Raw genomic sequence first — 23,353 nt, 5'->3', positions numbered from 1 at the left:
CTGAAACTCACACTAGAACCCAATAAAAGGAGAAAACACCATGTCTGAAACCCCAGAAATCCGCAAGGGCCTGTACGGCGTTGTCGTCGATGAGACCGCCGTGTCCAAGGTTGTCCCGGAGACCAACTCCCTGACCTACCGCGGCTACCCGGTCCAGGAGCTGGCACGCTACTGCTCCTTCGAGGAGGTTGCCTACCTGCTGTGGAACGGCGAGCTGCCCACCCAGGATGAGCTGGTTCGTTTCTCCGCTCGTGAGAAGGCATTGCGCCACCTGGACCGCCACCTCATTGACCTGATCACCTCCATGCCGAAGTCTTGCCACCCGATGGACGTTCTGCGCACCGCAGTCTCCTTCATTGGTTCCCAGGACCCGGAGGAGTACACCAAGGATTCTGAGCACATCCGCCGCACCGCGCTGGAGCTCATGGCGAAGCTGCCGACCATCGTCGCCCTCGATATCCGCCGTCGCCGCGGTGAGGGCTACATCGAGCCTTCCCGCAAGAAGGGCTTTGCGGAGAACTTCCTGTGGATGGTCTTCGGTGAGGAGGAAGGTTCGCCGGCCCTGTCGCGCTCCGATATTGAGGCCTTTGATAAGTCCCTCATCCTCTACGCCGAGCACTCCTTCAACGCCTCCACCTTCGCCGCCCGCGTGGTGACCTCCACGATGTCCGATACTTACTCCGCCGTCACCGCCGCCATTGGCGCCCTCAAGGGCCCGCTGCACGGTGGTGCTAACGAGGCCGTGATGAAGAACTTCCTGGAGGTCGGTGACCCGGCCAAGGCAGAGGAGTGGACGCTCAACAAGCTCAAGAACAAGGAGCTCGTCATGGGCTTCGGTCACCGCGTGTACAAGAACGGTGACTCCCGTGTTCCGACCATGGAGGCTGCCTTCCGCGAGCTGGCCAAGGACCACGGCCAGGAGCAGTGGGTGGAGATGTACGAGAACATGGCGAAGACCATGTACGAGAACACCTCCATCAAGATTCAGCCGAACCTGGATTTCCCGGCTGGCCCCGCGTACCACATCCTTGGTTTCGACATTGAGTTCTTCACCCCGATCTTCGTGATGGCCCGCATCACCGGCTGGACCGCACACATCGTGGAGCAGAACGAGAACAACTCCCTGATCCGCCCGCTGTCTGCCTACAACGGCAAGGAGCAGCGCTCCGTTCCGCCGAAGCAGATCTAATTAGCGGTTGCGCTTGACGACGGGCGCTGCATGTGGCGAAGGCATGACATGCCGACGCCACATGCAGCGCCTAATGCTATTGCGCCTGCGGCAACAAGAAGTGCATTCCAATCGATGGCAAAAGTGAGGCCATCTCCCATTGCGTAGACCATTCCGGCAAGCGGGAGGATTCCAGCGAGACAGCCAGTAATGATCGCGGCACATGCCAGTGTGGCCGTAGTGAGTACAACGATTCTTAGGTGCCAGGAAGAATCGAGGCCTAGTACTTTGAAGGTGGTCTCGATTGCTTCGGTGGCGCAAGCAAGTTGCCGCGAGAAAACAAAGGTTACGGCTAACGCGCTGAGCAGCGCGGCTGCCAAACTGATATAGAATGCCCGCGGTGTCGAAGAGGTTTGAATCAGCGGCAGTAGTACGAGCTCGTGGGGGATATGGGCTTGTGCAGCGCTATCAAGAAAGCGCTTTTCTTGGTCTTCCTGGAGACCCGTAAAGACCCATTGTGTCCTACCTGCCGATGCATCTAGTTTCTGCGCCGTGGATGCAAGGATAAATCCTCCAGCTAGCTTCTCCCAGTGTGGCCCGAAGTCCATACTCAGCGCTGAAAGTGATGTGGGGCCTGAGTTCTTGCTTGTGCTGATTGAAACGTGGTCTTGGTTGATGAATCTGTGATCACGGACTAATGCTCCAGTCTTAAGGACTTCTTTTTCTGAGGCAGTAAGCTCTCGATCTAAGAGTTGCTCTACGTCATGAACGGATTCGACGCTCAGTACGCCAAAGGTCCCCGACATCTCCGTGGGCATGTCCAGTGTGGCTTGGACATAAGAAACACGAACTGGGGCGGGCACATCCAACGCAGTGGCTACGTGCTGAACGGATTCAGCACGCGTGGAAAGCCCGTCATCTGTCTTCTCTAAAATGTGTGCCTGGTTTGGGGCGATCGTTGACATCAAGCTGTCATTCTCACTGGCTGTGAAGCTGGCTGACATCGAACTGCTAAACACTGCGGTTCCCATGCACAGGACCAACAACGTCAGACCCGTGCCAATAAGCTGCCGGTGCTTCTCTGCAAGTCTCAGGGCCACGCCTGCTGGAGTGTAGGGCCGGCTGGTTCGCGGACAGCGTGCGAGAAGAAGAGAAAAGACGATGCACAATGCCACGGTTGGCAATGGCGCCCAAGTTTCGAACACGTCTGGCCCCAGCAGTGCTGAAGCGACCGTAAAGAGTGCGGCCACAAGGACAATAGCTATAGCACTCCAACGCAAGAATGATGCCGATAGGGCCGGCAGCGGGATATCTTTCCAGAACGGATGCGGCTGGGTCGACGGCGCGGTGGTAATACCGCCAATCAGGAGTGCTGCAAGCGAGCTAGCGAGAAGAAGCACTAACCATTTCCACGGAATGAGGACTCCAGGATCAGGCAACCCTGCAAGTCCCGAAATGAATGGGCGCACGCATTGCGCCAGGCCTGCACCTACAACGAGGCCTAAGACGGAGTACATCAGGGCTGAACGAAGCAGGGTGGATGTGCTGGACTTCCACAACAGGAAGGGCGAGATTCCTAGCTCGAAGAACCGCCGGTTCAACGGGTGAAGAACTAGGTACGTGACTCGCCACAAAAAGAGGATCAAAGCACACGGTATGACAATGGCGAACAGGCCGAAGAAGAAAGAATAGCTATCGGCGAACCCTGAAGGCGGCGTGGCGAGCAGGCTTTCGCGGGTGAGGAGTGAGGTCGAAAAGGCGTCGTCAAGCGCGGCGCGATCAACGAGGTTTGTAGTTTCGAGCTGACTGCTAATGAAGTCGGTGAGCTCGGCAGGAGTCGTTCCTTCGGAACCGAACACAATCGGCCGGACCGAAGCGGAGGTCATGGAATAAGCGTCGGCGTCGATGGTGTTCCATGTTCCCGATGCGCCGTACACCGCTTTCTCCTGGCTGTGGAAGGAATTCGATACAACGCCAACGATGCGGAGCGGTAGCGTGCCGTTGAATGCGGTTGTGTGTTCTCCGACGTTGAAGTTCACGTCCTCGGTAACTACTACCTCGCCAGGAGCGCTGGGCCAATGGCCCTGAACCAATGCCAACCCAAAATCGGGAGCTTGCTCTTCCCAGTGAGACTCCTTGTAGACAAGGGAAGCTGATGGATTGCTATCGACATAGAGATCGTAAGTCTCGAGTTGGGTAGTAAAGCCCCTCTCTGGGGAATCAAGTTGCGGCAGCGTCTGTTCAACCACGCCCGCCCGCGTGTACACAGGCACGTCCACCCGCACGGCGTTGTTTCCCAATTCTGACTGCGCCTTCTGCTGCGGGGACAACGTCATGAAGAGATCAGCCGAGACAGCAAATGCGAATAATCCTAAGCACACTGCGATTGCCGCTGCGCCGAAACGATACCGTTTCGAAGAATGCACGACTTTCGTGATTAGTTCATTGAGCATTCGGGGCTGCTTTCCCAAGCTGGCCGTCGATCAGCGTGTAGGCCGTGCCGCAATAGTCCAACATGATGGGATCGTGACTGGTCGCTATCACGGTTGTGCCAGTTGATGCCAGCTTCTTGAAGAGTCGAAAAATGCCGTGCGAGTTTTCAGAATCGAGCGCAGCAGACGGCTCATCAGCCAAGAGAATTCGCCGTTTCCCAGACAGTGCTCGGGCGATTCCTACTCTTTGGCATTGGCCGCGCGACATCTCTGCGGGAAATCGTTGAGCGAGTTCTGCAAGTCCTACCTGGGTTAAGGCCTCGCAAGCCTTGTCGTGTGCCGTCGTCTCGTCGAATCCCGCTGCGGCAAGCACAAGCATGACATTTTCGAGCGCTGTGAGTTCATTCATCAACAGGTCGTCTTGATGGACGAAGCCGATTGTGTTGCGGCGCAAGGCGAGTAGTTCCTTGGGAGCAGCGGTGGATACACAGGTATCGAAGACCGAGATTGAGCCTTCATCGATAGGTAGAAGACCTGCAACCGCGCGCAGGAGAGTTGTTTTACCGGAGCCGCTCTTTCCTGAAATGCCGAGAAACTCGCCTTCACCAGCTTCTAGGCTTGCGCCTTTGAGAACATGCGTGCGCTGGGCGCCTTCGCCTAAATACTTGTGGACGTTAGAAATGGTGACTGAGTTCATAAGCTCTTTTCTGTCTTCACCGTGCGGTCTTTGGAGGTGAAGGATGAAGTTGGTTCTTATGAACCTGATTGAAGGATAGAAACGGAGGGTAGAACATGTCAATAGGTTTATATTTTTTTAAAAGCGAAGTAACTCTTCTCCTATTTGGCCGCTGCATGTTTAAAGGGGGGGGGAAGGGGAGCTGTTCATGAAGGGGTGAGTCTTCTAGGGGTGTGCCTAGGAGTCTGGCGAGAACCTATTCGAAATCTGTTGACCGATATGTCGATTTCCGCCCGCATTGTCGCCTCGGACACTATCCTTAAGTTCGTATTGTGCTTATCTGAAAGGATCACTCCCAGTGTCTGATACTGCTCACAAGTCCTTCTCTAAGATCTTGGTGGCCAACCGCGGTGAGATTGCCGTGCGCGCCTTCCGCGCTGCCTTTGAGGTCGGCTCCAAGACCGTTGCAATTTATCCAAAGGAAGACCGCAACTCCTTCCACCGCGCTTTTGCCAATGAGGCAGTGCGCATCGGTACCGAGGGCCAGCCGGTCAAGGCATACCTCGACATCGATGAGGTCATTCGCGCCGCCAAGAAGTCCGGCGCAGATGCCATTTACCCTGGTTACGGCTTCCTATCGGAGCGTGCCGATTTGGCGCGTGCCTGCCGTGACAACGGCATTAAGTTCATTGGTCCGACCCCGGAGACCTTGGACCTGACCGGTGATAAGGCCGCCGCGGTAGCCGCTGCCCAGGAGGCGGGGCTGCCGACTCTGAAGGACTCGAAGCCCTCGACGGACGTCGACAAGCTGGCGGAATACGCCAAGGACTTTAATTTCCCCGTCTTCGTGAAGGCAGTGGCCGGCGGTGGCGGCCGCGGTATGCGCTTCATCGAGAACGAGGCGGAGCTCAAGACCAAGTGTGCTGAGGCCTCCCGCGAAGCTGAGGCAGCCTTCGGCGATGGCAACGTTTACCTCGAGACCGCGGTGATTCGTCCGCAGCACATCGAGGTGCAGATTCTGGCTGACTCCCACGGCAACGTCTTGCACCTGTTTGAGCGTGACTGCTCCGTGCAGCGCCGTCACCAGAAGGTCGTCGAGATCGCCCCGGCACCCACGCTGGACCCAGAGCTGCGTGACCGCATCTGTGCGGACGCCGTGAAGTTCTGCGAGCACATCAACTACGAAGGCGCCGGCACCGTCGAGTTCCTCGTCGATGAGAAGGGTAACCACGTCTTCATCGAGATGAACCCCCGCGTGCAGGTGGAACACACCGTGACCGAGGAGGTCACTGGCGTGGACATCGTGAAGTCCCAGATGCAGATTGCGGCGGGCTTCTCCCTCGAGGAGTTGGGCCTCAAGCAGGAGGACATCCACATCACCGGCGCGGCGCTCCAGTGCCGCATCACCACCGAGGATCCCTCCAATGGCTTCCGCCCGGATACCGGCACGCTGACCCAGTACCGCTCGCCGGGCGGCGCAGGCGTGCGTCTCGACGGCGCAACGGCCGTCGGCGCTGAGGTCTCCCCGAACTTCGACTCCCTGCTGGTGAAGATGACCTGCCGTGGAGTCAACTTTGAGCAGGCCGTGGCACGTGCGCAGCGCGCGCTCAACGAGTTCACGGTGGCCGGCGTGGCCACCAACATCGGCTTCCTGCGCGCACTGCTGCGCGAGCCGGACTTCGTCAACACCCGCGTGGACACCAGCTTCATTCCGGAGCACCCGGACCTGCTCAAGGCCCCACCGGCCGTGGATGAGTCTGGCCGCATCATCGACTACATCGCTGATGTGACCGTCAACAAGCCGAACGGCGAGCGCCCGACCACCCTGCGCCCCTTCGACAAGCTGCCGGATCTGGACTTTAACTCTGAGCTGCCGCGCGGTTCCCGCGATGAACTGTTGGAGCTGGGCCCGAAAAAGTGGGCGGAGAAGATCCGCAAGCAGGACGCTCTTGCCGTCACTGATACCACCTTCCGTGACGCCCACCAGTCCCTGCTGGCCACCCGCGTGCGCGGTACCGCGTTGGTCACCGCCGCTGAAGCCGTCGCCCGCATGACCCCGGAGCTGTACTCGGTGGAGGCATGGGGCGGTGCGACCTACGACGTCGCCATGCGCTTCCTCAAAGAAGACCCGTGGGTGCGCCTGGATCTGCTGCGTGAGGCCATGCCGAACCAGAACATCCAGATGCTCCTGCGCGGTCGCAACACCGTGGGCTACTCGCCGTACTCCAACGACGTGTGCACCGGTTTCGTGCAGGAGGCCGCCAAGTCTGGTGTGGATGTCTTCCGCATCTTCGACGCGCTGAACGACGTCACCCAGATGCGCCCGGCTATCGACGCCGTCCTGGAGACCAACACCACCGTGGCTGAGGTCGCTATGGCCTACTCTGGCGACATGTGCTCCCCGGATGAGAAGCTCTACACGCTGGACTACTACCTCAAGCTGGCCGAGGAGATTGTCAACACCGGCGCTCACGTCCTGGCTATCAAGGACATGGCGGGCCTGCTGCGTCCGGAGTCCGCATCGAAGCTGGTTATGGCTCTGCGCAAGGAGTTCGACCTGCCGGTTCACGTGCACACGCACGACACCGCTGGCGGTCAGTTGGCCACCTACTACGCGGCAGCGCTTTCTGGTGCCGACATCGTCGACGGTGCTTCCGCGCCGCTGGCGGGCACTACCTCCCAGCCTTCGCTGTCCGCCATCATCGCGGCATTCTCGAACTCCTCTCGTGATACCGGCATCTCCCTCAAGGCCGTCTCCGACCTTGAGCCGTACTGGGAGGCCGTCCGCCAGCTCTACCAGCCCTTCGAGAAGGGTATTCCTGGACCGACCGGCCGCGTCTACCGCCACGAGATTCCAGGTGGCCAGCTGTCCAACCTTCGCGCGCAGGCTACCGCTCTGGGCTTGGAGGATCGCTTCGAGATCATCGAGGACACCTACGCTGCGGTGAATGAGATGCTCGGCCGCCCGACCAAGGTGACCCCGTCCTCCAAGGTGGTCGGTGACCTCGCCCTGCACCTTGTGGGCGCTGGCGTAGACCCGGTTGACTTTGAGGCGAACCCCACCAAGTACGACATCCCGGATTCCGTCATCGCCTTCCTGCGCGGTGAGCTCGGTACGCCTCCGGGTGGTTGGCCGCCGCTGCGCGATAAGGTCCTGGAGGGCCGCGCGCCTGGCGACGTCACCGTCAAGCCCGTGCCGGAGGATGAGAAGAAGCACCTGGCTTCGGATGATTCCACCGAGCGCCGCGCTTCCCTCAACCGCCTGCTCTTCCCGAAGCAGTTCGAGGAGTTCAACGAGTTCCGCCGCACCTACGGCAACACCGAGGCGCTGACGGACACGGTCTTCTTCTACGGTCTGGAAGAAGGTAAGGACTACATTGTTCACCACTTCCCGGAGGGCTCCAACGACCGCGCGGACCTCAAGCCCGTCACCTTGCGTCTTGACGCAATGGGTGAGCCGGACGAGAAGGGCATCCGCAACGTCGTGCTCAACGTCAACGGCCAGATCCGCCCGCTCAAGGTGCGCGACAACAACGTCGAGTCCACCGTCGCCACCGTGGAGAAGGCCGATCCGTCCAACGAGGGCCACGTGGCCGCACCGTTCGCCGGCGTGGTGAACCCGACCGCCAAGCCTGGCGACGAGGTCAAGGCCGGCGACCAGATCGCCGTCATCGAGGCCATGAAGATGGAAGCCTCTATTTCCGCCACCAAGGATGGCACCATCGAGCGCGTCGCCATTGGCGCCGCCACCAAGGTGGAGGGCGGCGACCTCATCGCCGTTATCAACTAAAAGTCGACTTAGGTCATGGATGGGTGAGCAGCGTCATTCTTGGCGCTGCTCACCGGTGGTTTTCGGCGGTGGGGTGGGATTTTTCCGCACTGCATTGGCCTAAGTCAGGAGGGCGTGCCTCGTAAAAGGCATCTGGCAGAAGGCATCTTTGGGTCCAAGAACGCCATCTGCAATGAGTAAAAGGCGTTTTTAGCCGTGAAAACGCCTTTTGGCAGATGCCTTTTACCAGACGCCTTTTGGCAGATGTCTCCAGCATGTCGATGGAGGCATGCAGATGCTGTGCGTTGCGAGGGGTGCGAAGAAGGTAATCCGTTTCGCGAAGATACGTGCAGCGTTCTACGGAAACGGTCGTTGTCACCCGACTTGGGTCATGGGTGGGTGAGCAACGTCGCTCTTGGCGCTGTCGTCGGCGCGCCGCCGAAGGCGTCGAGTATAGTCGACACTTTTACAAGAAACCGAGGAAGTGTCGAGTATAGTCGACACCTTTTGTCGGTTTGCGTACTAGAAGCGCTTGAGCATCACGTGAGCATCCGGGCGGCCGGGCACGTCGATGTCGACGAAGCCTTCGGATTCATACAGCTTGCGGGCGCCAGTGTTCTCCGGCTCAATCCACAGCGATACGGCGGGAGCCTGCTGCGCCTCGGCGAGGTCGCAGGCGTTGCGCAGGAGGCGTCGCCCAGCGCCTAGGCCCCTGTAGCGAGACTCCACAGCAATGAAGAGCTCGGGGATTTCCTCCGGATCTAGGTCGGTGGCCCACTGAGACTCATCAAAAGGATCGGCCTCGGGGTTGCCGGTGTAGGCGGCACCCTTCGCTTCAGTGGTGTAGTAGCGCAGCCACGCACCACCGACGGGGACGCGATGGCTGGAGACTGCGATGACGCCGCCGTCGACATGGGGCGACCATTCGTCGATGTACAGCCCCACGTCAGGCGTGTGGAAATCCCCGATATGGGCGTCCTCGTCACCGAGGACATCGGCGAGGAAAAGGAGACGGGAGAGGTAGGTACGGTCGTGCTCCTTGGCCAACCGTACACCGAACTCAGAATCGTTAACGCTCATGCCTTTCGAGGCTACTTGATCTCTGAATCTAGCTACTCACTGAGTGGTTCGAGTGGAGTTGGTGGCGCTATCCTGATGCGCCACTGTTGCATCCCCTCAGAGCGACAAGTCAGCACCCCGGTAAGTTGTACTCAGCGAGTCAGTGACCCGGAGCAGAGCTCCACCGGGGTATCACGTACAAAGAGTATGTAACGTTGCTGACTGAAGCAAGGTTATTGCAGTGCTCCCTGGCCGTAAGGAAGCATCGGCAAATTACTTGATCTCCAGAATCGGCTCGCCCTTGTTGATCTGCGTGCCGGTGGACACCTTGAGGTCGGTCACGGTGCCGGACTTGTGGGCCTTGACGGGGTTCTCCATTTTCATGGCTTCAAGGACGACGACGACCTCGCCCTCTTCGACTTCCTGGCCTTCTTCGACGGCGACCTTGATGACGCTGCCCTGCATCGGTGCGGTCACGGCGTCACCGGACACGTTGGCTGCTGCGCCTTTACCGCGGCGCTTCTTCGACTTCTTGCGCTTGTTGCCGCCACCCAAGAGCAAGTTGCCCGGCAGGGCAACCTCGATGCGGCGGCCGCCAACCTCGACGACGAACTTCTGGGGTGCTTCCTGGTCCTCATCCTCAGGTGCTTCGGCGGTGTCGGTGTATTCGGGCAGCTCGTTGACCCACTCTTCCTCGATCCACTTGGTGTAGACCGTGAAGTTGCCGTCCTCGGCGGTGAAGGCAGGATCGGTGAGGATTGCCTGGTGGAAGGGGATAACCGTGGGCAGGCCTTCGATGCGGTACTCGGACAGCGCGCGGCGTGCGCGCGCGATGGCGGTCTCGCGGTCCGGGCCCCAGACGATGAGCTTGGCCAGCATGGAATCGAACTGTCCGCCGATGACGGAACCTTCGCGCACGCCGGAATCCATACGCACGCCCGGGCCGGAAGGCTCGGAGTAGGAGACGATGGTTCCAGGAGCCGGCATGAAGCCCGCAGCGGCGTCCTCGCCGTTGATGCGGAACTCGAAGGCGTGGCCGTGCGGGGTCGGGTCCTCGGCGATGGAAAGCTCGCGGCCCTCGGCGATGCGGAACTGCTCGCGAACGAGGTCGTAGCCGGTGGTTTCTTCGGTAACGGGGTGCTCCACCTGGAGGCGCGTGTTGACCTCGAGGAAGGAGATGAGTCCATCCGCACCTACGAGGTACTCCACCGTACCAGCGCCGTAGTATCCGGCCTCGCGGCAGATGCGCTTGGCGGATTCATGGATGGAGGCGCGCTGCTCATCGGTGAGGAAGGGGGCAGGGGCCTCTTCGACGAGCTTCTGGAAGCGGCGCTGTAGGGAGCAGTCGCGGGTGCCCATGACGACGACGTTGCCGTGCTGGTCAGCCAGGACCTGCGCCTCGACGTGGCGGGCCTTATCCAGGTAGCGCTCAACGAAGCACTCGCCGCGGCCGAAGGCTGCGGTGGCCTCGCGGGTGGCGGACTCGTAGAGGTCCTTGATCTCCTCGCGGGTGTGAGCGACCTTCATGCCGCGGCCACCGCCGCCGAAGGCAGCCTTGATGGCAACGGGCAGGCCGTGCTCGTCGGCGAAGGCCTCGACCTCTTCGGCGCTGGCGACGGGATCCTTGGTACCCGGTGCCATGGGCGCGTCGGCACGCTCGGCAATGTGGCGGGCGGTGACCTTGTCACCCAAGTCCGCAATCGATTGCGGCGAGGGGCCGATCCAGATCAGGCCGGCGTCGATGACGGCCTGGGCAAAGTCGGCGTTCTCGGAGAGGAAGCCATAGCCGGGGTGGATAGCGTCGGCGCCGGATTTGGAGGCGGCGTCGAGAATCTTGTTGATATCGAGGTAAGACTCAGCGGAGTTTTGGCCGCCGAGTGCAAAGGCTTCGTCGGCAAGCGTGACGAATGGGGCGTCAGCATCGGGCTCGGCATAAACCGCTACGGATGCGATGCCGGCATCGCGAGCCGCACGGATGACGCGGACCGCAATCTCACCGCGGTTGGCCACGAGGACCTTGGTGATGTTCTTGGTTTCAACTGCCACGGCAGGAACCCTCCTCCAATTTTTCTGATAGGACTGCGTACTATTCTTGCACACCAAAACATGAGGATACCGTCACGTCTTGGTTTCGTGTCAAAAAATAAACCCGCACCAGCGAGGATGCGGGCTTATTTCGGCGTGTTGCTAGCGCTCAACGGGCATGCGAACCATGTTGCCCCACTCTGCCCACGAGCCATCGTAGACGCGCGGGGTGTCGAAGCCGAGCAGGTACTTCAGCACAAACCAGGTGTGCGCGGCCTGAGCGCCGACATGCGAGTAAAGGACGGTTTCCGTTGCGGGCTCTAGCTCACCATAGTTGACCTTGAGCTCGCTGAGTGTACGGAAGCAGCCGTTGGGGTAGACCGCGCGATCCCATTCCAAGTTGATGGCCCCGGGAATATGGCCGTGCGTCAAGGTGGTGCCGTAGGCAGACTCGCCGGTTCCGTTCTTGAAGGCGGCTTCGCCGCAGAACTCGTCTGGGCTGCGGGTGTCGACAACGGTGGCGGTGGAGCTGCGCAGCTCATCGACGAAGATGCGAGAGGATTCTTCGCGGGAAACCTCCGGGTAAGAGGAGGCGGATGGTTCGGGGACCGTGAAGGAGGTATCGCGCTCTTCGGACATCCAGGCATCCCGGCCGCCGTCGAGAAGCCGCACGTCCTCGTGGCCGTACAGCTCAAAGATCCACAGGGCGAATGCAGCCCACCAGTTGGACTTGTCTCCGTACAGGATGACGGTGTCATCGCGCTCGATGCCCTTCGAGCGAAGGAGGGCTGTGAAGTCTTCGGCGCTGATGATGTCCCTCGTTGTGCTATCGAGCAGTTCCGTCTGGACGTTGATACGGATAGCGGTGGGGATGTGGCCGATATCGTAGAGGAGTGAATCCTCATCGACCTCGATCACGTGGAGGCCGTTAATGCCCAGTCGCGCGGATAGCCACGGTGCGGACACGAGACGCTCGGGGTGCGCGTATTCCTGGAAAGGGGGATTCGGGTCGAATTCGGCCACGGTCCACCTGCCTTTCTCGTTAAGGGGGAACGTTCGCTTCAACTCTAGCGTGCTTGGCCGAAAAGTGGTCACGGGGGAGAGCCTTTTGTGGTGTTGGATACATTTCTTGGGCGGGTTGTGCCGCTTCGCACTTACTGGTTATAACAAGTATGCAGGTCAGGGGCTGAAAAGTGCGCTAAGCTCGCTTTTTAACCTTCTGTTGGGCCGATTTTGTAGGGGAGCGCGCGGGCCAAACCTGGGTTATTTTAAGTAGTGACACTCATCAACCCCCTAGCGAAAGGGAATTACTGTGCACAAGGCAATCGTCGTCTTCGAGGTTGAGGGCGGATCAGACAAGCAGATCAACGGACACCGTAAGGACACCATGCCAATCGTCGACTGCATCAAGGATGCAGGCTGGCATGCAGAGGTCGTGTTCTACCGCCCTGAGTGGTCCGAGAAGCTCTTCGAGTATGTATCCGAGAATTTTGATGCCTACATCTCCCGCGTGAACCCGGGCAACATCCCGGGCGGTGAAAAGGGCTACTTTGACCTGCTCTCCAAGCTGTCCGACGCTGGTTTGGTCGGCATGTCCACCCCGTACGAGATGATGGCCTACGGCGCTAAGGATGCCCTGGTCAAGCTCAACGACACCGACCTGGTCCCGTCCGATACCGCCGCCTACTACGACGTCGAGTCCTTCCACAACACCTTCCCGACCTCCCTGTCCTACGGCGAGCGCGTGCTTAAGCAGAACCGTGGCTCCACCGGCTCCGGCATCTGGCGCGTGCGCCTTGCCGACGAGAAGCTGGCCGAGTCCGTCGAGCCGGGCACGGCTCTGTCGCTCGACACCAAGATCAAGTGCACCGAGGCTGTGGACAACCACTCCGAGGAGCGCGAGCTGGGCGAGTTCATGGACTTCTGCGATCAGTACATCGTGGGTGACAACGGCATGCTCGTGGACATGCGCTTCATGCCGCGCATCGTTGAGGGTGAGATTCGTATTCTTCTCGTGGGCCCGGACCCGGTCTTCGTGGTGCACAAGAAGCCGGCCGAGGGCGGCGATGCCTTCTCCGCCACCCTGTTCTCCGGCGCCAAGTACACCTACCAAAAGCCGGAGGAGTGGCAGGAGCTCGTCGATATGTTCGCTGACGTTCGCCCGGTCATCGCAGAGAAGCTCGGCGGTGACAACATCCCGCTGATCTGGACCGCGGACTTCATGCTGGCTGACGGCGAAAACGGCGAAGATACTTACGTCCTTGGTGAGATCAACTGCTCCTGCGTGGGCTTCACCTCTGAGCTGGACATGGGCATTCAGGAGAAGGTGGCTGCTGAGGCCATCAAGCGCGTGGAGGCCAAGCACGCTTAAGCGATTTATTTCGCACTAATCCTGTTGAGTTTCCCCTGCCGTGGCGGGGGAAACTGTCGTTTTCTGGGGTGCATTTGCCTAACTCGCGCTGCCGGTGAGCAAGATCTCAGGTACGTTCGGTGGGGTAAAAAATTTATGACAGTATCGTGCTGTAGCGCACTGCGAAAATCAATGATTCTCCGAAAGGTCTAAAAACTATGACGAACCCCAACCAGTTTGGTGAGAACGGCGACAAGAACGATAACAACGCTGGCGACTACAACGCTCACGGTTCCCACGGCGACAACGCTGGGAACAACAGCTTCGGTAGCTTTGGCGGCTACGGTAGCTCTCAGTCCGGCAGCGATAATTCTGCTTCTGGGTGGAACAGCCAGGGACAGAACTCCAACTTCGGCTGGGGCGGCCAGGCCGGCTACGGCGATTACTCCGAGAGCTCCGCTGAGACCTCCTCGTTCGGAAGTGCGTCTTCCCAGAATTCGCAGCCGGAGTCTGAAGGTGAGGCCAAGGACAGCACTTTTGGCTCCAGCTTTGCTGCGTCTGAGTCCGCCTCTGGTTCTGCCAACACGGAGTCATCTGACAACAAGTCTGAAAGCCATGACACCCGCGCTAACCATGACTCTTTTGGCGCCTCCTACGCTTCCTACAACTCCGATAGCAGTGCTGGCGCCGAGCACTCCGCTGAGGCGACGAACTCGAATCAGGGCTACGGCAACCACGGTTACGGCAACAGCGGCTTTGGCAGCGAAGGCTTTGGCGGCAGTGCGCAGGCAGAATCCAACCAGAGCCAGGGTTTTGGGCAGCAGTCTGGTGATGGCTTCGGCGCCCAGGCTTCTCACTCCAACTCCACGTCCGGTTTTGGTAGCTACCAGCAGCAGAACCAGGGCTTTGGTGGACAGGAGCAGCAAGGGTTCGGCTCCCAAAGCCAGCAGGGCTTTGGTACGCAGGAACAGCAGGGCTTCGGTCAGCAGAACTCGCCCTTTGCTGCCTCTCCACAGAACAATCAGTACCCGCAGCAGGCCGCACAGAACGGTGGTTCTTCTAAGAGCACGGGCTTCTTCAAGGCGCTGTTTGACTTCTCCTTCAGCAGCTTTGTCACCCTGAAGTTCTCCTCCTTCATCTACATTCTGCTCGTCATTTTGGCAGGACTCTCCTGGGCAGGATTGATCCTCTTCTCTTTCGTGGCTTTTGCTGACAGCTTTGTCAGCGGAATCTTGGCGTTCCTGGGCGCTGTCATTTTTGGCGGAATCGCGTTCTTTTTCTATGTCATCCAGTTCCGCTTGATCTTGGAGTTCTTCGTGGCAAACATCCGCACCGCGCAGAACACCGGTGATCTTGTTGCTAAGGCAGACGGCGACAAGGCTTAATCGCATACCAATCCCTGCGCTGCTTTAGGGCAGACAGACTAATCCCGCCGGCCTCATTATTTGAGGTCCGCGGGATTTTTGTATTTAAAGCCCTATGCCCGTCGGAGAGGCCCGTTAGCCGCCACGGATGGTTCCAGTCATATGGTTCGGGTCAGAAGGTTCGTGTGCCCCTAAACAAACCATCTGTGGGCACCTAGATGGTTCACCTGCCCCCAGCTAAACCTTTTGAGTAGAACCAGTTGACTAGAACCATGTGGCGGACCGGGGTAGGCGGGATAGCGCGCAACGGCGCTACTGGCTGCTTAGTCCAGCAGCGTGGCGACGGACTCGGGGTCGGCGTCGGAAAGCATTTGACGGATGCGGTCATACTCCGCGTCCTCACCGATGGCCTTTGCAGCATGGCCCAGTGCGGCAATCGCGCGCAGCACGCCTTGGTTAGGCTCATGGGAGAAGGGGACAGGGCCCCAGCCCTTCCATCCATTGCCGCGCAGGCGGTCGAGGCTGCGGTGGTAGCCGGTACGCGCATAAGCGTAGGCGGTGATGAAAGCGGTGGGTTCAGCGCCCTTGTGCTTGTCTAGTTCCTGCTCCGCCAGCAGTGCCCACAGCAGCGGGGAATCCGGGTGGGCGACAATTCCTGCGGTGAGATCGGAGGTGCTGTCAGCACCCGGATCGGCCGACAGCTTGATGGGCGGGGGAGCGAGCATATCTTTCATTTCCATGCCGTCCCACTCTAGCCATGTGGCAGCGAGGGGGCGAACCTAGAAAGGTTCGCCCGCAGCTGGATGGATTCACCCGCAACTAGAAGGGCTCGCCCCGAATTAGGGCTGGGCCCAGAAGTCGGAAACGTTGAGTCCAAAGGAATACAGAGCGCGGCGCAGCACCGGCAGCGAAAGGCCGATGACGGAGGAAGGATCGCCCTCAATGCGGTCGATGAACCAACCGCCGAGGGCCTCCAGGGTAAAGGCGCCGGCGCATTCCAGCGGCTCGCCGGTGCGAGCATAGGCCTCGATATCGGCGGCAGTAGCTTCCGCAAAGTGCACCGTCGTGCGCGAGGCCTCCACGAAGCGCTCCTCGCCGCGCAGCACGCAGTGGCCGGTGATGAGCTCCGCGGCGCGGCCGGCCTGCGCGTGCCAGCGCTCCACGGTGGCCTCGGGGGTGTGGGGTTTGCCTTGGAGGGAGCCGTCGAGAAGCAGCATGGAATCCCCGCCCACCACGACGTCCTCGGGATAGTCCGGGGCAATGGCCTCTGCCTTGGCCGTGGCGAGTGCGCAGACGATCTCGGCGGGCTCAGCACCCGCCAGGCGCTCCTCGATGGCCCGCTCATCCACGTGGGCCGGGGCAATGACGGGTTCCACGCCCGCACCCCGCAGGATGGACAGGCGGGACGGGGACTGAGAAGCCAGAACCAGGCGCATGTGCTTAGTAGTAGCGGACGTTGCGGAAGGCGGACGGGTTAAACACGTCGCCCGGCTGGCCCCACAGGTCGCGCTCGGAGCGGGTATCGGCGGCCTTGGCACGCGCCTCGGAGTCGAGCTGGCTGAGCACCGTGGTCAGGGCCGCCACCTCAGCGTCGGTGGGGTTGCCGTTGAGAACGGTAAACAGGGAAGCGGTCATGGGGAAACCTCTACAAAACGATATTGCCGTGTTTCTTCGGCAGGGTCGGAATAATCTTGCGATCCAGCAGGCGCAGTCCCTCAATGAGGGAACCGCGCGTGGCTGCCGGGGTAATAACGGAATCGACGAGACCGCGCTCAGCGGCTTGGTACGGGGTGAGGTAGGCTGCGGCCTCGTCCTCACTCAGCTCCAGCTCAGCGGCCAGTTCAGGGGCATCGGCCACGGCGATCTCGGCCGTCGGCCACGCATAGGACAGGTCCGCACCGAGCTCCTTGGAACCGAAAGCGATGTAGCCGGTGCCGTGCGCGCGGCGCACGATCACGCTGATCTTGCCCACGCTCGCCGCAGCATAAGCATGCACGAGCTTGGCCAACGCTGCCTTCTCCACATCCAGAGCCGGGGAGTCGACGAACTCGACGATGGGGGTGTTGAAGGCATCGCACAGGCGAATGAAACGCGCGGCCTTGGCGGCGGCTGCGGCATCGAGAGAGTCGCGGTTGGCGATGATGCCCACCGTGCGTCCCTCCACGCGGCCGAAGCCGGTGAAGACCCCGCGCACCCAGGCGCCGAGCTCGAAAACATCCTCACAGGTAGCGGTGACCACGTCGGCGAGATCCACGGCGCCGTCATCGCCCACGAGGGTATCGAGCGCGTGGTCGGCCTCGCTGATGTTGTCTTCCACCGAACCCGCAACGATGGTGGCCTCGGTGCGGGGCGCGGCGGCACGGTTATTGGAGGGCAGATAGGAGAGCACGCGCTTGGCGACGCTCACCTCGTGCTCCCCGTCCGCCTGCACGTCGCCGTCGGGGGCGATGACGACATCGGACAGCGCGGCCACGAGCGAGGCCTCCTTGGACTCCGCGTAAACCGCCGTGATCTGCGGGATGAGGCCGGAGGCGGTGGTGGCGCGGGCGAGGATGCGGGCCTGCATGGCGGAGGAGACGATGCCCTCCTGGGCGCGGGGCTTATCGCTGGCAACGAGCGCGACGATGGGCACGCCGGTCTTAATGGCCAGGTCATAGAGCTTGGTGACCTTTTCGCCATAGACCTCGCCCATGGTGCCGTCGAACAACGAGGCGTCCTGCGCATAGGCGCAGACCTTGCGGCCATCGACGGTGCCGAAGCCGGTGACGACACCATCGGTGTAGGGGCGGATGTGCTCGCGGCCGAACTCGGTGGAGCGGTGGCGAGCAAGGGCGTCGGTCTCCACGAAGGAGCCGGCGTCAAAGAGCGCCTCGATGGCGCTGCGGGCTGCCGGGACTTCTCCCTGCGGCGCCCGGGACTCGGTGAGCTTGGCGCTCAGGTCCTCGATCTTGCCAGCGGTCGTCTTCAAGTCAGTCATGGAACACTAGTGTAATACAGTGCTTCTGCTGCACTGATTTGTGCTGAAACGAGCGCGGCCTAGAGCGGGATGTTTCCGTGCTTGCGCGATGGGCGCGCGACATTCTTGTCCGTGAAGAAGCGCAGGTTTTTAGCGATTGCACTGCGGGTTTCGGAGGGGAGAATGACGGCGTCGATAAGCCCGCGCTCTGCTGCCTTATACGGGTTGAGCATGTGATCTTCGTATTCGCGCTCGAAGGATTTGGTCAGTTCCGTCACGTCGAGGCCTTTCTCATGGGCTGCCTTGATCTCTTTGCGATAGATAAAACCGACGGCACCTGCTGCACCCATGACCGCGATCTGGGCGGTGGGCCATGCCAGGTTGATGTCCGCGCCCAGCCCCTTGGAGCCCATCACGCAGTAGGCGCCGCCGTATGCCTTGCGCAGGGTGACGGTGATCTTGGGAACGGTGGCTTCGGCGTAGGCGTAGAGCAGCTTGGCGCCGCGGCGCAGGATGCCGTCGTGTTCTTGGTCGGCGCCGGGGAGGAAGCCGGGGACGTCGACAAGCATGATGATAGGGATGTTGAAGGCATCGCAGGTGCGCACGAAGCGGGCGGCCTTCTCGGAAGAATCGATGTCGAGGCAGCCGGCGAAGACCTGGGGCTGGTTAGCAACGAAACCAACAGTGCGGCCTTCGATGCGTCCGAAGGCGGTGACCACGTTATCGGCGCGGTCGGCCTGGATCTCCAGGAAGTCACCGTCATCGGTGAGGGCCTCGATGACCTCCTTGACGTCATAGGGCTGGTTTGGGGAATCCGGGATGATCTCATCCAGCATGAGGTCGTCGGCGGTTTCTTCGCCCAGGTCTTCGTAGGGCTCAACCGGGGTCAGCTGGCGGTTATTGGAGGGAAGGTAGGTCAGCAAGTCGTGGACCCAATCCAGGGCTTCCTCGTCGCTGGCGGCGGTGTAGTGCGAGGTTCCTGCTTTGTGCATGTGGACGCCCGCGCCGCCGAGTTCTTCTTGACTGACTTCTTCGCCGGTGACGGTCTTGATGACGTCTGGTCCGGTGACGAACATCTTGGACTTCTTGTCCACCATCACCACGAAATCAGTCAGGGCAGGGGAGTAGGCGTTGCCGCCGGCGCACGCGCCCATGATGACGGAGATCTGCGGGACGATGCCGGAAGCCTTGACGTTCTGGTAGAAGGTCTTGGCAATCCAGTCCAGGGACACGGCGCCGTCCTGGATGCGGGCGCCGGCACCCTCGTATAGGCCGATGAGCGGGCGGCCGGTGGTGATGGAAAGCTCCATGATCTTGATCATCTTCTCGCCGTAGACCTCACCGAGTGCGCCACCAAAGACGGTTCCGTCCTGGGAGAAAATGCAGACCTCGCGGCCGTCGATGGTGCCCCAGCCGGTGACGATGCCATCGGTCAGTGGGCGCTTCTTGCCCATGCCGAAGTCCGTGGTGCGGTGCACGGCGAGCATATCGGTCTCGACGAAGGAGCCCTCGTCGAGGAGATAGTCCAAGCGCTCACGTGCGGTGAGGCGGCCTTGGGCGTGGACCTTTTCGTGGGCTTTCTCGCCCATGGGCTGCGCCGCTGCTTCGCGACGCCTCTTCAGTTCAGCGATCTTGCCTGCGGTGGTGTCGGCGCTCAGGGAGTCAAGCTCCGACAAATGTGAGGAAATAGTCATGTTTGGCAGTGTAGAGAAGTTTTGTATAGGAATGTATAGCGGCGCACGGGTGATTCCGCTCACAATTTACGTTCGGGCAGGTGAGGGGCGGTGAAAAAGATGAGGGAATCCTCGTAAACGGCGTGTTGGGTGCATGGCTGACAGTGTAGTGGGCGCGAAATGTACCGTTTGAAGGGTGGCCGCATGAGAAAACCCCGCCCGGTGGGGGCGGGGTTTGGTGAAGGATTTTATGCAAGCCATCCGAAGCTGTCGAGGAATAGCTCTACCTCGGCAAGGTCGCCTTCCCGGGGGAAGTCGCCCGTGAGGGCGGCGAAGCTTTCCTCGATGTCGGTATGGGTTGCCGGAATGAGATCGTGCTTGACAAGATCTTCTGCCACCTGCGCTGCGATGGGCGCAGCGGTAATGGTGTCAAGACCGGTACCGGTGGCGGTCTTGAATGTGTTAGTAATGGCGGAAATAAAGCCGGAAATGGTATTCATTCGTGCTCGCCCCTTTTTGTCTCTCGTAGTAAAGGTACGGGGTACCGTACCGTTGGTATTCACCAACTATATCGTGTAAACGTCCAAAACGCTACATAGATTTCAAGTTAAGTTAACTTTTTGTTTACCTTGGCTGATGTGTGACCAGGGGCACACATGTGCTTCCTGCGGCGGAGGAAAATGAATAAGGGCAAAAAGGACAGCCCCGCCGTGTAGGGCGACGGGGCTGTTGGTGTTGTCGGTGGGAGGGGGGAAGGCTTAGTGCCCGCTAGCGATTCCGGCAAATGGCTCCCAGCCGAAGTAATGGGCGATGGAGTCCTTTGCAATCCATGTGATAGCGACAAGGATGAGGAGGGCGAGAACGGCGTATACCGTCCAGCCAAGCATCTTCATCTGGGGTGAAGCTTCGGTGTCATCAACGACAACGCCTTCGGCGTTGCGGATGGGGTCGCCCGTCATGCAGCGCATGCCCAAAGCGAAGAGGAGTGGGATGCCGGCGCCGAAGGCGAGCGCGAGTGCGGCCACGCGAATGAGGGCGGTGACGATTTCCATTGCGGTCATGATTGGAATCCTTAGTTGTCCTTGTGAGCGGTGTGGGACTTGACCACATCATTGACGGCGTTTGCGGCGCCAGGGGCGTTGCCGGTCGAAACGCCGGCGGCGACCTTTTCGCGGTGAGACATCGAGGAGTCGACGGACTCGGAGTCCTCGTCCCAGTCGTCGTTGACGTTATTAGCGTCAACCGGGTTGCGGCGAGCGCGCAGGAGGATGAGGGCGACCATTCCCAGCAGGATGATTAGGTCAACGATGGCACCCACCATGGTGTTGGTGGCTGCGCCCACGCCGTTGGCAATCCACCACGTAACGAAGCCGACGAAGGCGGCGCACGGAAGGGTGATGAGCCACGCGGCCACCATGCGCATGGCGACGCCCCAGCGAACCTTCGCGCCCTTGCGGCCCAGGCCGGTACCCAGGATGGAACCGGTGGACACGTGGGTGGTGGACAGTGCCATACCGCCGGTGGCGGAGGTCAGGATGATGGCGGCGGAGGTGGCCTCAGCGGCCATGCCCTGCGGGGATTCAATCTCCACGAGCCCCTTGCCCAGGGTGCGGATGACGCGCCAGCCGCCCGACATGGTGCCGGCGGCAATCGCGACGGCACAGGCCACGATGACCCAGGTTGGGATGCGGGAATCGGAGTTGGCCTCGCCAGCGGCAACGAGGGCAAGGAAGATAACGCCCATCGTCTTCTGTGCGTCACCGGTGCCGTGGGCCAGGGATACGAGGCAGGCGGTTACGATCTGGCCGTGGCGGAAGTGCTCGTTTTTGACCTTGCTCGGGATGGTGTTGGTCACCCAGTACACCAGGGCGGTACCGCAGGCGGAAACCAGAGCGGCGATGAGCGGGGAGGCAATAGCCGGGATGATGATCTTGCCGGCGATGGAGGACCATGCCACGCCGCCGGTGCCCAGGGCTGCGAAGGCAGCGCCGATGAGGCCACCAAAGAGGGCGTGGGAGGATGAAGACGGCATGCCAAGGAGCCAGGTAAATAGGTTCCAGGTGATGCCGCCGATGAGGCCGGTGAAGACGACCATGAGCAAAGCGTCGCCGTCGGCGGGGACGGAGACATCGTACTGGTCAAGGTTGACGATTCCCTTGGCCACGGTGGCGGCCACGTTGACGGAGAGGAATGCGCCGATGAGGTTGAGGAGGGCGGAAATGGCGACCGCGGTGAACGGCTTCAGTGCGCCGGTAGCAATTGACGTTGCCATAGCGTTGGCTGTGTCGTGGAAACCGTTAGTGAAGTCGAAGGCCAGTGCCGTGATGACCACGATGGCCAAGATGATAAGAGTCGCTGACACGAGCGTGATCCCTTTCAGGACTAGGGCAATAATCTACAAAGAGGGGTCAGCGTGTCGGGGCCAAAGGGGTGGCGCGACGACTGCGAGCTAACCGCGGTTGACGATAGTCCCGAAAGGTAATGGTGCCAATTGTTCAGAAGACTGAAATGGTAGCGGTGTGGTGAGTATCTGGTAGCGCCTGAGTGAGTATCCGGTAGCGGTGTCTTACTCAGGCGTTGTTGGTGGTTATGTGTTGGTGGTGAGGCGCATGTTTGGTCCTTCGAGTGTGATGATCTCGGCGCCGGAGACGAGTCGGTTGAGGATTGACTCGGAGATCGGACCTGACCCCCGTTAGGTAGACACCTGATATCCAGCCCGGTTGGGTTGGGAAGAAAGGTAATCTACCACCATGCCTAGGTACTCCGAACAGTTCAAACGTGATGCTGTGGCCCTCTACGAGAACAATGAGGACCTCTCACTTCACGCGGCTTCAGCAGAGCTTGGAGTCAATCTTCCTCACTTTATTCGTGGCTTAAGCAGTACGGCACCGGCAAGCGTGCCCGCACGAAGACCTTGCGCGATGAGGCTCAGGCAACAACCGATTCTGAGCGAATCCGCCAGCTAGAAAAAGAAAACTCAAAGCTACGTGAAGAACGCGACATCCTGCGCAAGGCTGCTAAGTATTTTGCCGAAGAGACACGCTGGTAATCCGCTTCCAGTTTGTCTATGACCACCGAACCGAATACTCGGTCAAGCGGATGTGCCACGTGTTAAAGCTCAATCGCTCCTCGTTCTACAAATGGGTTAACACCCGCGAAAAACGCAGGTTAAAGACGTGTTCCGATGCCCTTATTGGGGCGAGAATCAAGACCATCTTCGATGATGAGCACGGGCTTTATGGTGCTAAACGCATCGCTGCAAGCCTCAACGACGATACGGACTTCGGCCCGATCAACCACAAGAAGGTCGCACGCATCATGAAATCCATGGGGCTGAAAGGCTTTAGTAAACGGCGTCGATGCATCACCACCAGGCGCAAGCCTGGCCACCGAGTCATGCCAGATTTAATAAGCCGCAGATTCACAGCTGACAGGCCAAACCACGTCTACGTCGGCGACATCACCTACCTGCCGTGTAAGGGCGGCAAGAACATGTACCTAGCCACGGTCATCGACGCCTACTCGCGCAAACTCGTCGGCCATGCACTCGCCGATCACATGCGGGTATCGCTGGTTATCGAAGCTTTATCTCATGCCAGAAAAGTCCGAGGAAGCCTTAAAGGGGCAATTTTCCATTCCGATCACGGCAGTGTGTACACCTCACAGGCATTTAGGGACCACTGCGCCAAGCTTGGTGTACGCCAATCCATGGGAGCAGTGGGAACGAGTGCCGATAATGCCCTGGCAGAATCATTTTGAAGCGTCCTGGGTTTAGTTCCGCTTCTTTTACGGCCCTGTGTTGATGGGCTGGGTGAGATAGTACTCGGTTTCTACTTCTTGTGGGGTGGCGTAGTCCAATGCTTCGTGAAGCCGCTTAGTGT

General features: G+C 60.1%; 17 protein-coding genes and 1 pseudogene. 5 read left to right on the top strand and 13 right to left on the bottom strand.

Annotated features, from left to right (window positions below; genetic code table 11):
• Positions 1-40: 40 nt before the first annotated feature.
• On the top strand, positions 41-1,189 hold the full coding sequence (locus ACUY3D_RS08895; RefSeq protein ID WP_070597157.1) for a bifunctional 2-methylcitrate synthase/citrate synthase: 1,149 nt from the start codon (positions 41-43) through the stop codon (positions 1,187-1,189).
• Here ACUY3D_RS08895 and ACUY3D_RS08890 read toward each other — a convergent pair.
• Positions 1,186-3,621, bottom strand: coding sequence for a BatD family protein (locus ACUY3D_RS08890; protein WP_070597158.1), 2,436 nt, complete (start codon positions 3,619-3,621; stop codon positions 1,186-1,188). The two genes, ACUY3D_RS08895 and ACUY3D_RS08890, sit on opposite strands and share 4 nt — an antisense overlap.
• Positions 3,611-4,297, bottom strand: coding sequence for an ABC transporter ATP-binding protein (locus ACUY3D_RS08885; RefSeq protein ID WP_448240905.1), 687 nt, complete (start codon positions 4,295-4,297; stop codon positions 3,611-3,613). The genes ACUY3D_RS08890 and ACUY3D_RS08885 overlap by 11 nt, the downstream gene beginning before the upstream one ends.
• Positions 4,298-4,634: 337 nt before the next feature.
• Here ACUY3D_RS08885 and ACUY3D_RS08880 point away from each other — a divergent pair, with 337 nt between their 5' ends.
• Positions 4,635-8,066, top strand: coding sequence for a pyruvate carboxylase (locus tag ACUY3D_RS08880; RefSeq protein WP_070563898.1), 3,432 nt, complete (start codon positions 4,635-4,637; stop codon positions 8,064-8,066).
• A gap of 501 nt (positions 8,067-8,567) precedes the next feature.
• Here the strand turns inward: ACUY3D_RS08880 and ACUY3D_RS08875 are convergent.
• From ACUY3D_RS08875 to ACUY3D_RS08865, 3 genes are all read right to left on the bottom strand, one after another.
• A complete protein-coding gene (locus ACUY3D_RS08875) occupies positions 8,568-9,125 on the bottom strand; it encodes a GNAT family N-acetyltransferase (protein WP_070531085.1) in 558 nt (185 codons plus the stop codon).
• 252 nt (positions 9,126-9,377) lie between these two features.
• Positions 9,378-11,150 (bottom strand): acetyl-CoA carboxylase biotin carboxylase subunit, encoded by a 1,773-nt coding sequence (locus tag ACUY3D_RS08870; protein ID WP_448240904.1) that lies wholly within the window; start codon positions 11,148-11,150, stop codon positions 9,378-9,380.
• 141 nt (positions 11,151-11,291) lie between these two features.
• The gene (locus ACUY3D_RS08865; RefSeq protein WP_448240903.1) at positions 11,292-12,152 is read right to left on the bottom strand and encodes a sulfurtransferase; all 861 of its coding nucleotides are present in this window, start codon (positions 12,150-12,152) and stop codon (positions 11,292-11,294) included.
• 289 nt (positions 12,153-12,441) lie between these two features.
• Here ACUY3D_RS08865 and ACUY3D_RS08860 point away from each other — a divergent pair, with 289 nt between their 5' ends.
• Both ACUY3D_RS08860 and ACUY3D_RS08855 read left to right on the top strand, forming a co-directional pair.
• A complete protein-coding gene (locus ACUY3D_RS08860) occupies positions 12,442-13,500 on the top strand; it encodes a Cj0069 family protein (protein ID WP_070564907.1) in 1,059 nt (352 codons plus the stop codon).
• Positions 13,501-13,697: 197 nt separating this feature from the next.
• Positions 13,698-14,864 carry a DUF4282 domain-containing protein gene (locus ACUY3D_RS08855; RefSeq protein WP_070564904.1) on the top strand — a complete coding sequence of 389 codons (1,167 nt, stop codon included), beginning with the start codon at positions 13,698-13,700 and terminating at the stop codon, positions 14,862-14,864.
• A gap of 302 nt (positions 14,865-15,166) precedes the next feature.
• Here the strand turns inward: ACUY3D_RS08855 and ACUY3D_RS08850 are convergent, their stop codons facing one another.
• From ACUY3D_RS08850 to ACUY3D_RS08815, 8 genes are all read right to left on the bottom strand, one after another.
• On the bottom strand, positions 15,167-15,583 hold the full coding sequence (locus tag ACUY3D_RS08850) for a DUF3151 domain-containing protein (RefSeq protein WP_448240901.1): 417 nt from the start codon (positions 15,581-15,583) through the stop codon (positions 15,167-15,169).
• A 99-nt stretch (positions 15,584-15,682) separates the two neighbouring features.
• Positions 15,683-16,279 (bottom strand): Maf family protein, encoded by a 597-nt coding sequence (locus tag ACUY3D_RS08845; RefSeq protein WP_070564901.1) that lies wholly within the window; start codon positions 16,277-16,279, stop codon positions 15,683-15,685.
• A 4-nt stretch (positions 16,280-16,283) separates the two neighbouring features.
• Positions 16,284-16,478, bottom strand: a complete 195-nt coding sequence (locus ACUY3D_RS08840) for an acyl-CoA carboxylase subunit epsilon (RefSeq protein ID WP_070528100.1) — start codon at positions 16,476-16,478, stop codon at positions 16,284-16,286.
• A 10-nt stretch (positions 16,479-16,488) separates the two neighbouring features.
• Complete coding sequence (locus ACUY3D_RS08835) at positions 16,489-17,820, bottom strand: carboxyl transferase domain-containing protein (protein ID WP_070564898.1); 1,332 nt, start codon at positions 17,818-17,820, stop codon at positions 16,489-16,491.
• 59 nt (positions 17,821-17,879) lie between these two features.
• Positions 17,880-19,493: an acyl-CoA carboxylase subunit beta gene (locus ACUY3D_RS08830; protein ID WP_070531065.1), complete on the bottom strand. Its 1,614-nt coding sequence runs from the start codon at positions 19,491-19,493 to the stop codon at positions 17,880-17,882.
• A gap of 227 nt (positions 19,494-19,720) precedes the next feature.
• Positions 19,721-19,972, bottom strand: coding sequence for a hypothetical protein (locus ACUY3D_RS08825; protein ID WP_070531063.1), 252 nt, complete (start codon positions 19,970-19,972; stop codon positions 19,721-19,723).
• A gap of 258 nt (positions 19,973-20,230) precedes the next feature.
• Positions 20,231-20,533, bottom strand: a complete 303-nt coding sequence (locus ACUY3D_RS08820) for a hypothetical protein (RefSeq protein ID WP_070531060.1) — start codon at positions 20,531-20,533, stop codon at positions 20,231-20,233.
• An 11-nt stretch (positions 20,534-20,544) separates the two neighbouring features.
• Complete coding sequence (locus ACUY3D_RS08815) at positions 20,545-21,834, bottom strand: inorganic phosphate transporter (RefSeq protein WP_083303822.1); 1,290 nt, start codon at positions 21,832-21,834, stop codon at positions 20,545-20,547.
• A 388-nt stretch (positions 21,835-22,222) separates the two neighbouring features.
• Between ACUY3D_RS08815 and ACUY3D_RS08810 the strand changes: the two are divergent.
• Positions 22,223-23,228: pseudogene (locus tag ACUY3D_RS08810) on the top strand (IS3 family transposase); the annotation flags it as partial.
• Between the last annotated feature and the right edge of the window lie 125 nt (positions 23,229-23,353).

The sequence above is a fragment of the Corynebacterium guaraldiae genome (assembly GCF_053480195.1).
Note: the sequence above shows the minus strand (reverse complement) of the source record. Positions and strands in the feature narration are given on the sequence as shown.

Bases quoted from the DNA above. Each gene is read 5' to 3' on its own strand.
- ACUY3D_RS08895 (WP_070597157.1), top strand. From the start codon at position 41: ATGTCTGAAACCCCAGAAATCCGCAAGGGCCTGTACGGCGTTGTCGTC.
- ACUY3D_RS08890 (WP_070597158.1), bottom strand. From the start codon at position 3,621: ATGCTCAATGAACTAATCACGAAAGTCGTGCATTCTTCGAAACGGTAT.
- ACUY3D_RS08885 (WP_448240905.1), bottom strand. From the start codon at position 4,297: ATGAACTCAGTCACCATTTCTAACGTCCACAAGTATTTAGGCGAAGGC.
- ACUY3D_RS08875 (WP_070531085.1), bottom strand. From the start codon at position 9,125: ATGAGCGTTAACGATTCTGAGTTCGGTGTACGGTTGGCCAAGGAGCAC.
- ACUY3D_RS08855 (WP_070564904.1), top strand. From the start codon at position 13,698: ATGACGAACCCCAACCAGTTTGGTGAGAACGGCGACAAGAACGATAAC.
- ACUY3D_RS08850 (WP_448240901.1), bottom strand. From the start codon at position 15,583: ATGGAAATGAAAGATATGCTCGCTCCCCCGCCCATCAAGCTGTCGGCC.
- ACUY3D_RS08845 (WP_070564901.1), bottom strand. From the start codon at position 16,279: ATGCGCCTGGTTCTGGCTTCTCAGTCCCCGTCCCGCCTGTCCATCCTG.
- ACUY3D_RS08840 (WP_070528100.1), bottom strand. From the start codon at position 16,478: ATGACCGCTTCCCTGTTTACCGTTCTCAACGGCAACCCCACCGACGCT.
- ACUY3D_RS08835 (WP_070564898.1), bottom strand. From the start codon at position 17,820: ATGACTGACTTGAAGACGACCGCTGGCAAGATCGAGGACCTGAGCGCC.
- ACUY3D_RS08830 (WP_070531065.1), bottom strand. From the start codon at position 19,493: ATGACTATTTCCTCACATTTGTCGGAGCTTGACTCCCTGAGCGCCGAC.
- ACUY3D_RS08825 (WP_070531063.1), bottom strand. From the start codon at position 19,972: ATGAATACCATTTCCGGCTTTATTTCCGCCATTACTAACACATTCAAG.
- ACUY3D_RS08820 (WP_070531060.1), bottom strand. From the start codon at position 20,533: ATGACCGCAATGGAAATCGTCACCGCCCTCATTCGCGTGGCCGCACTC.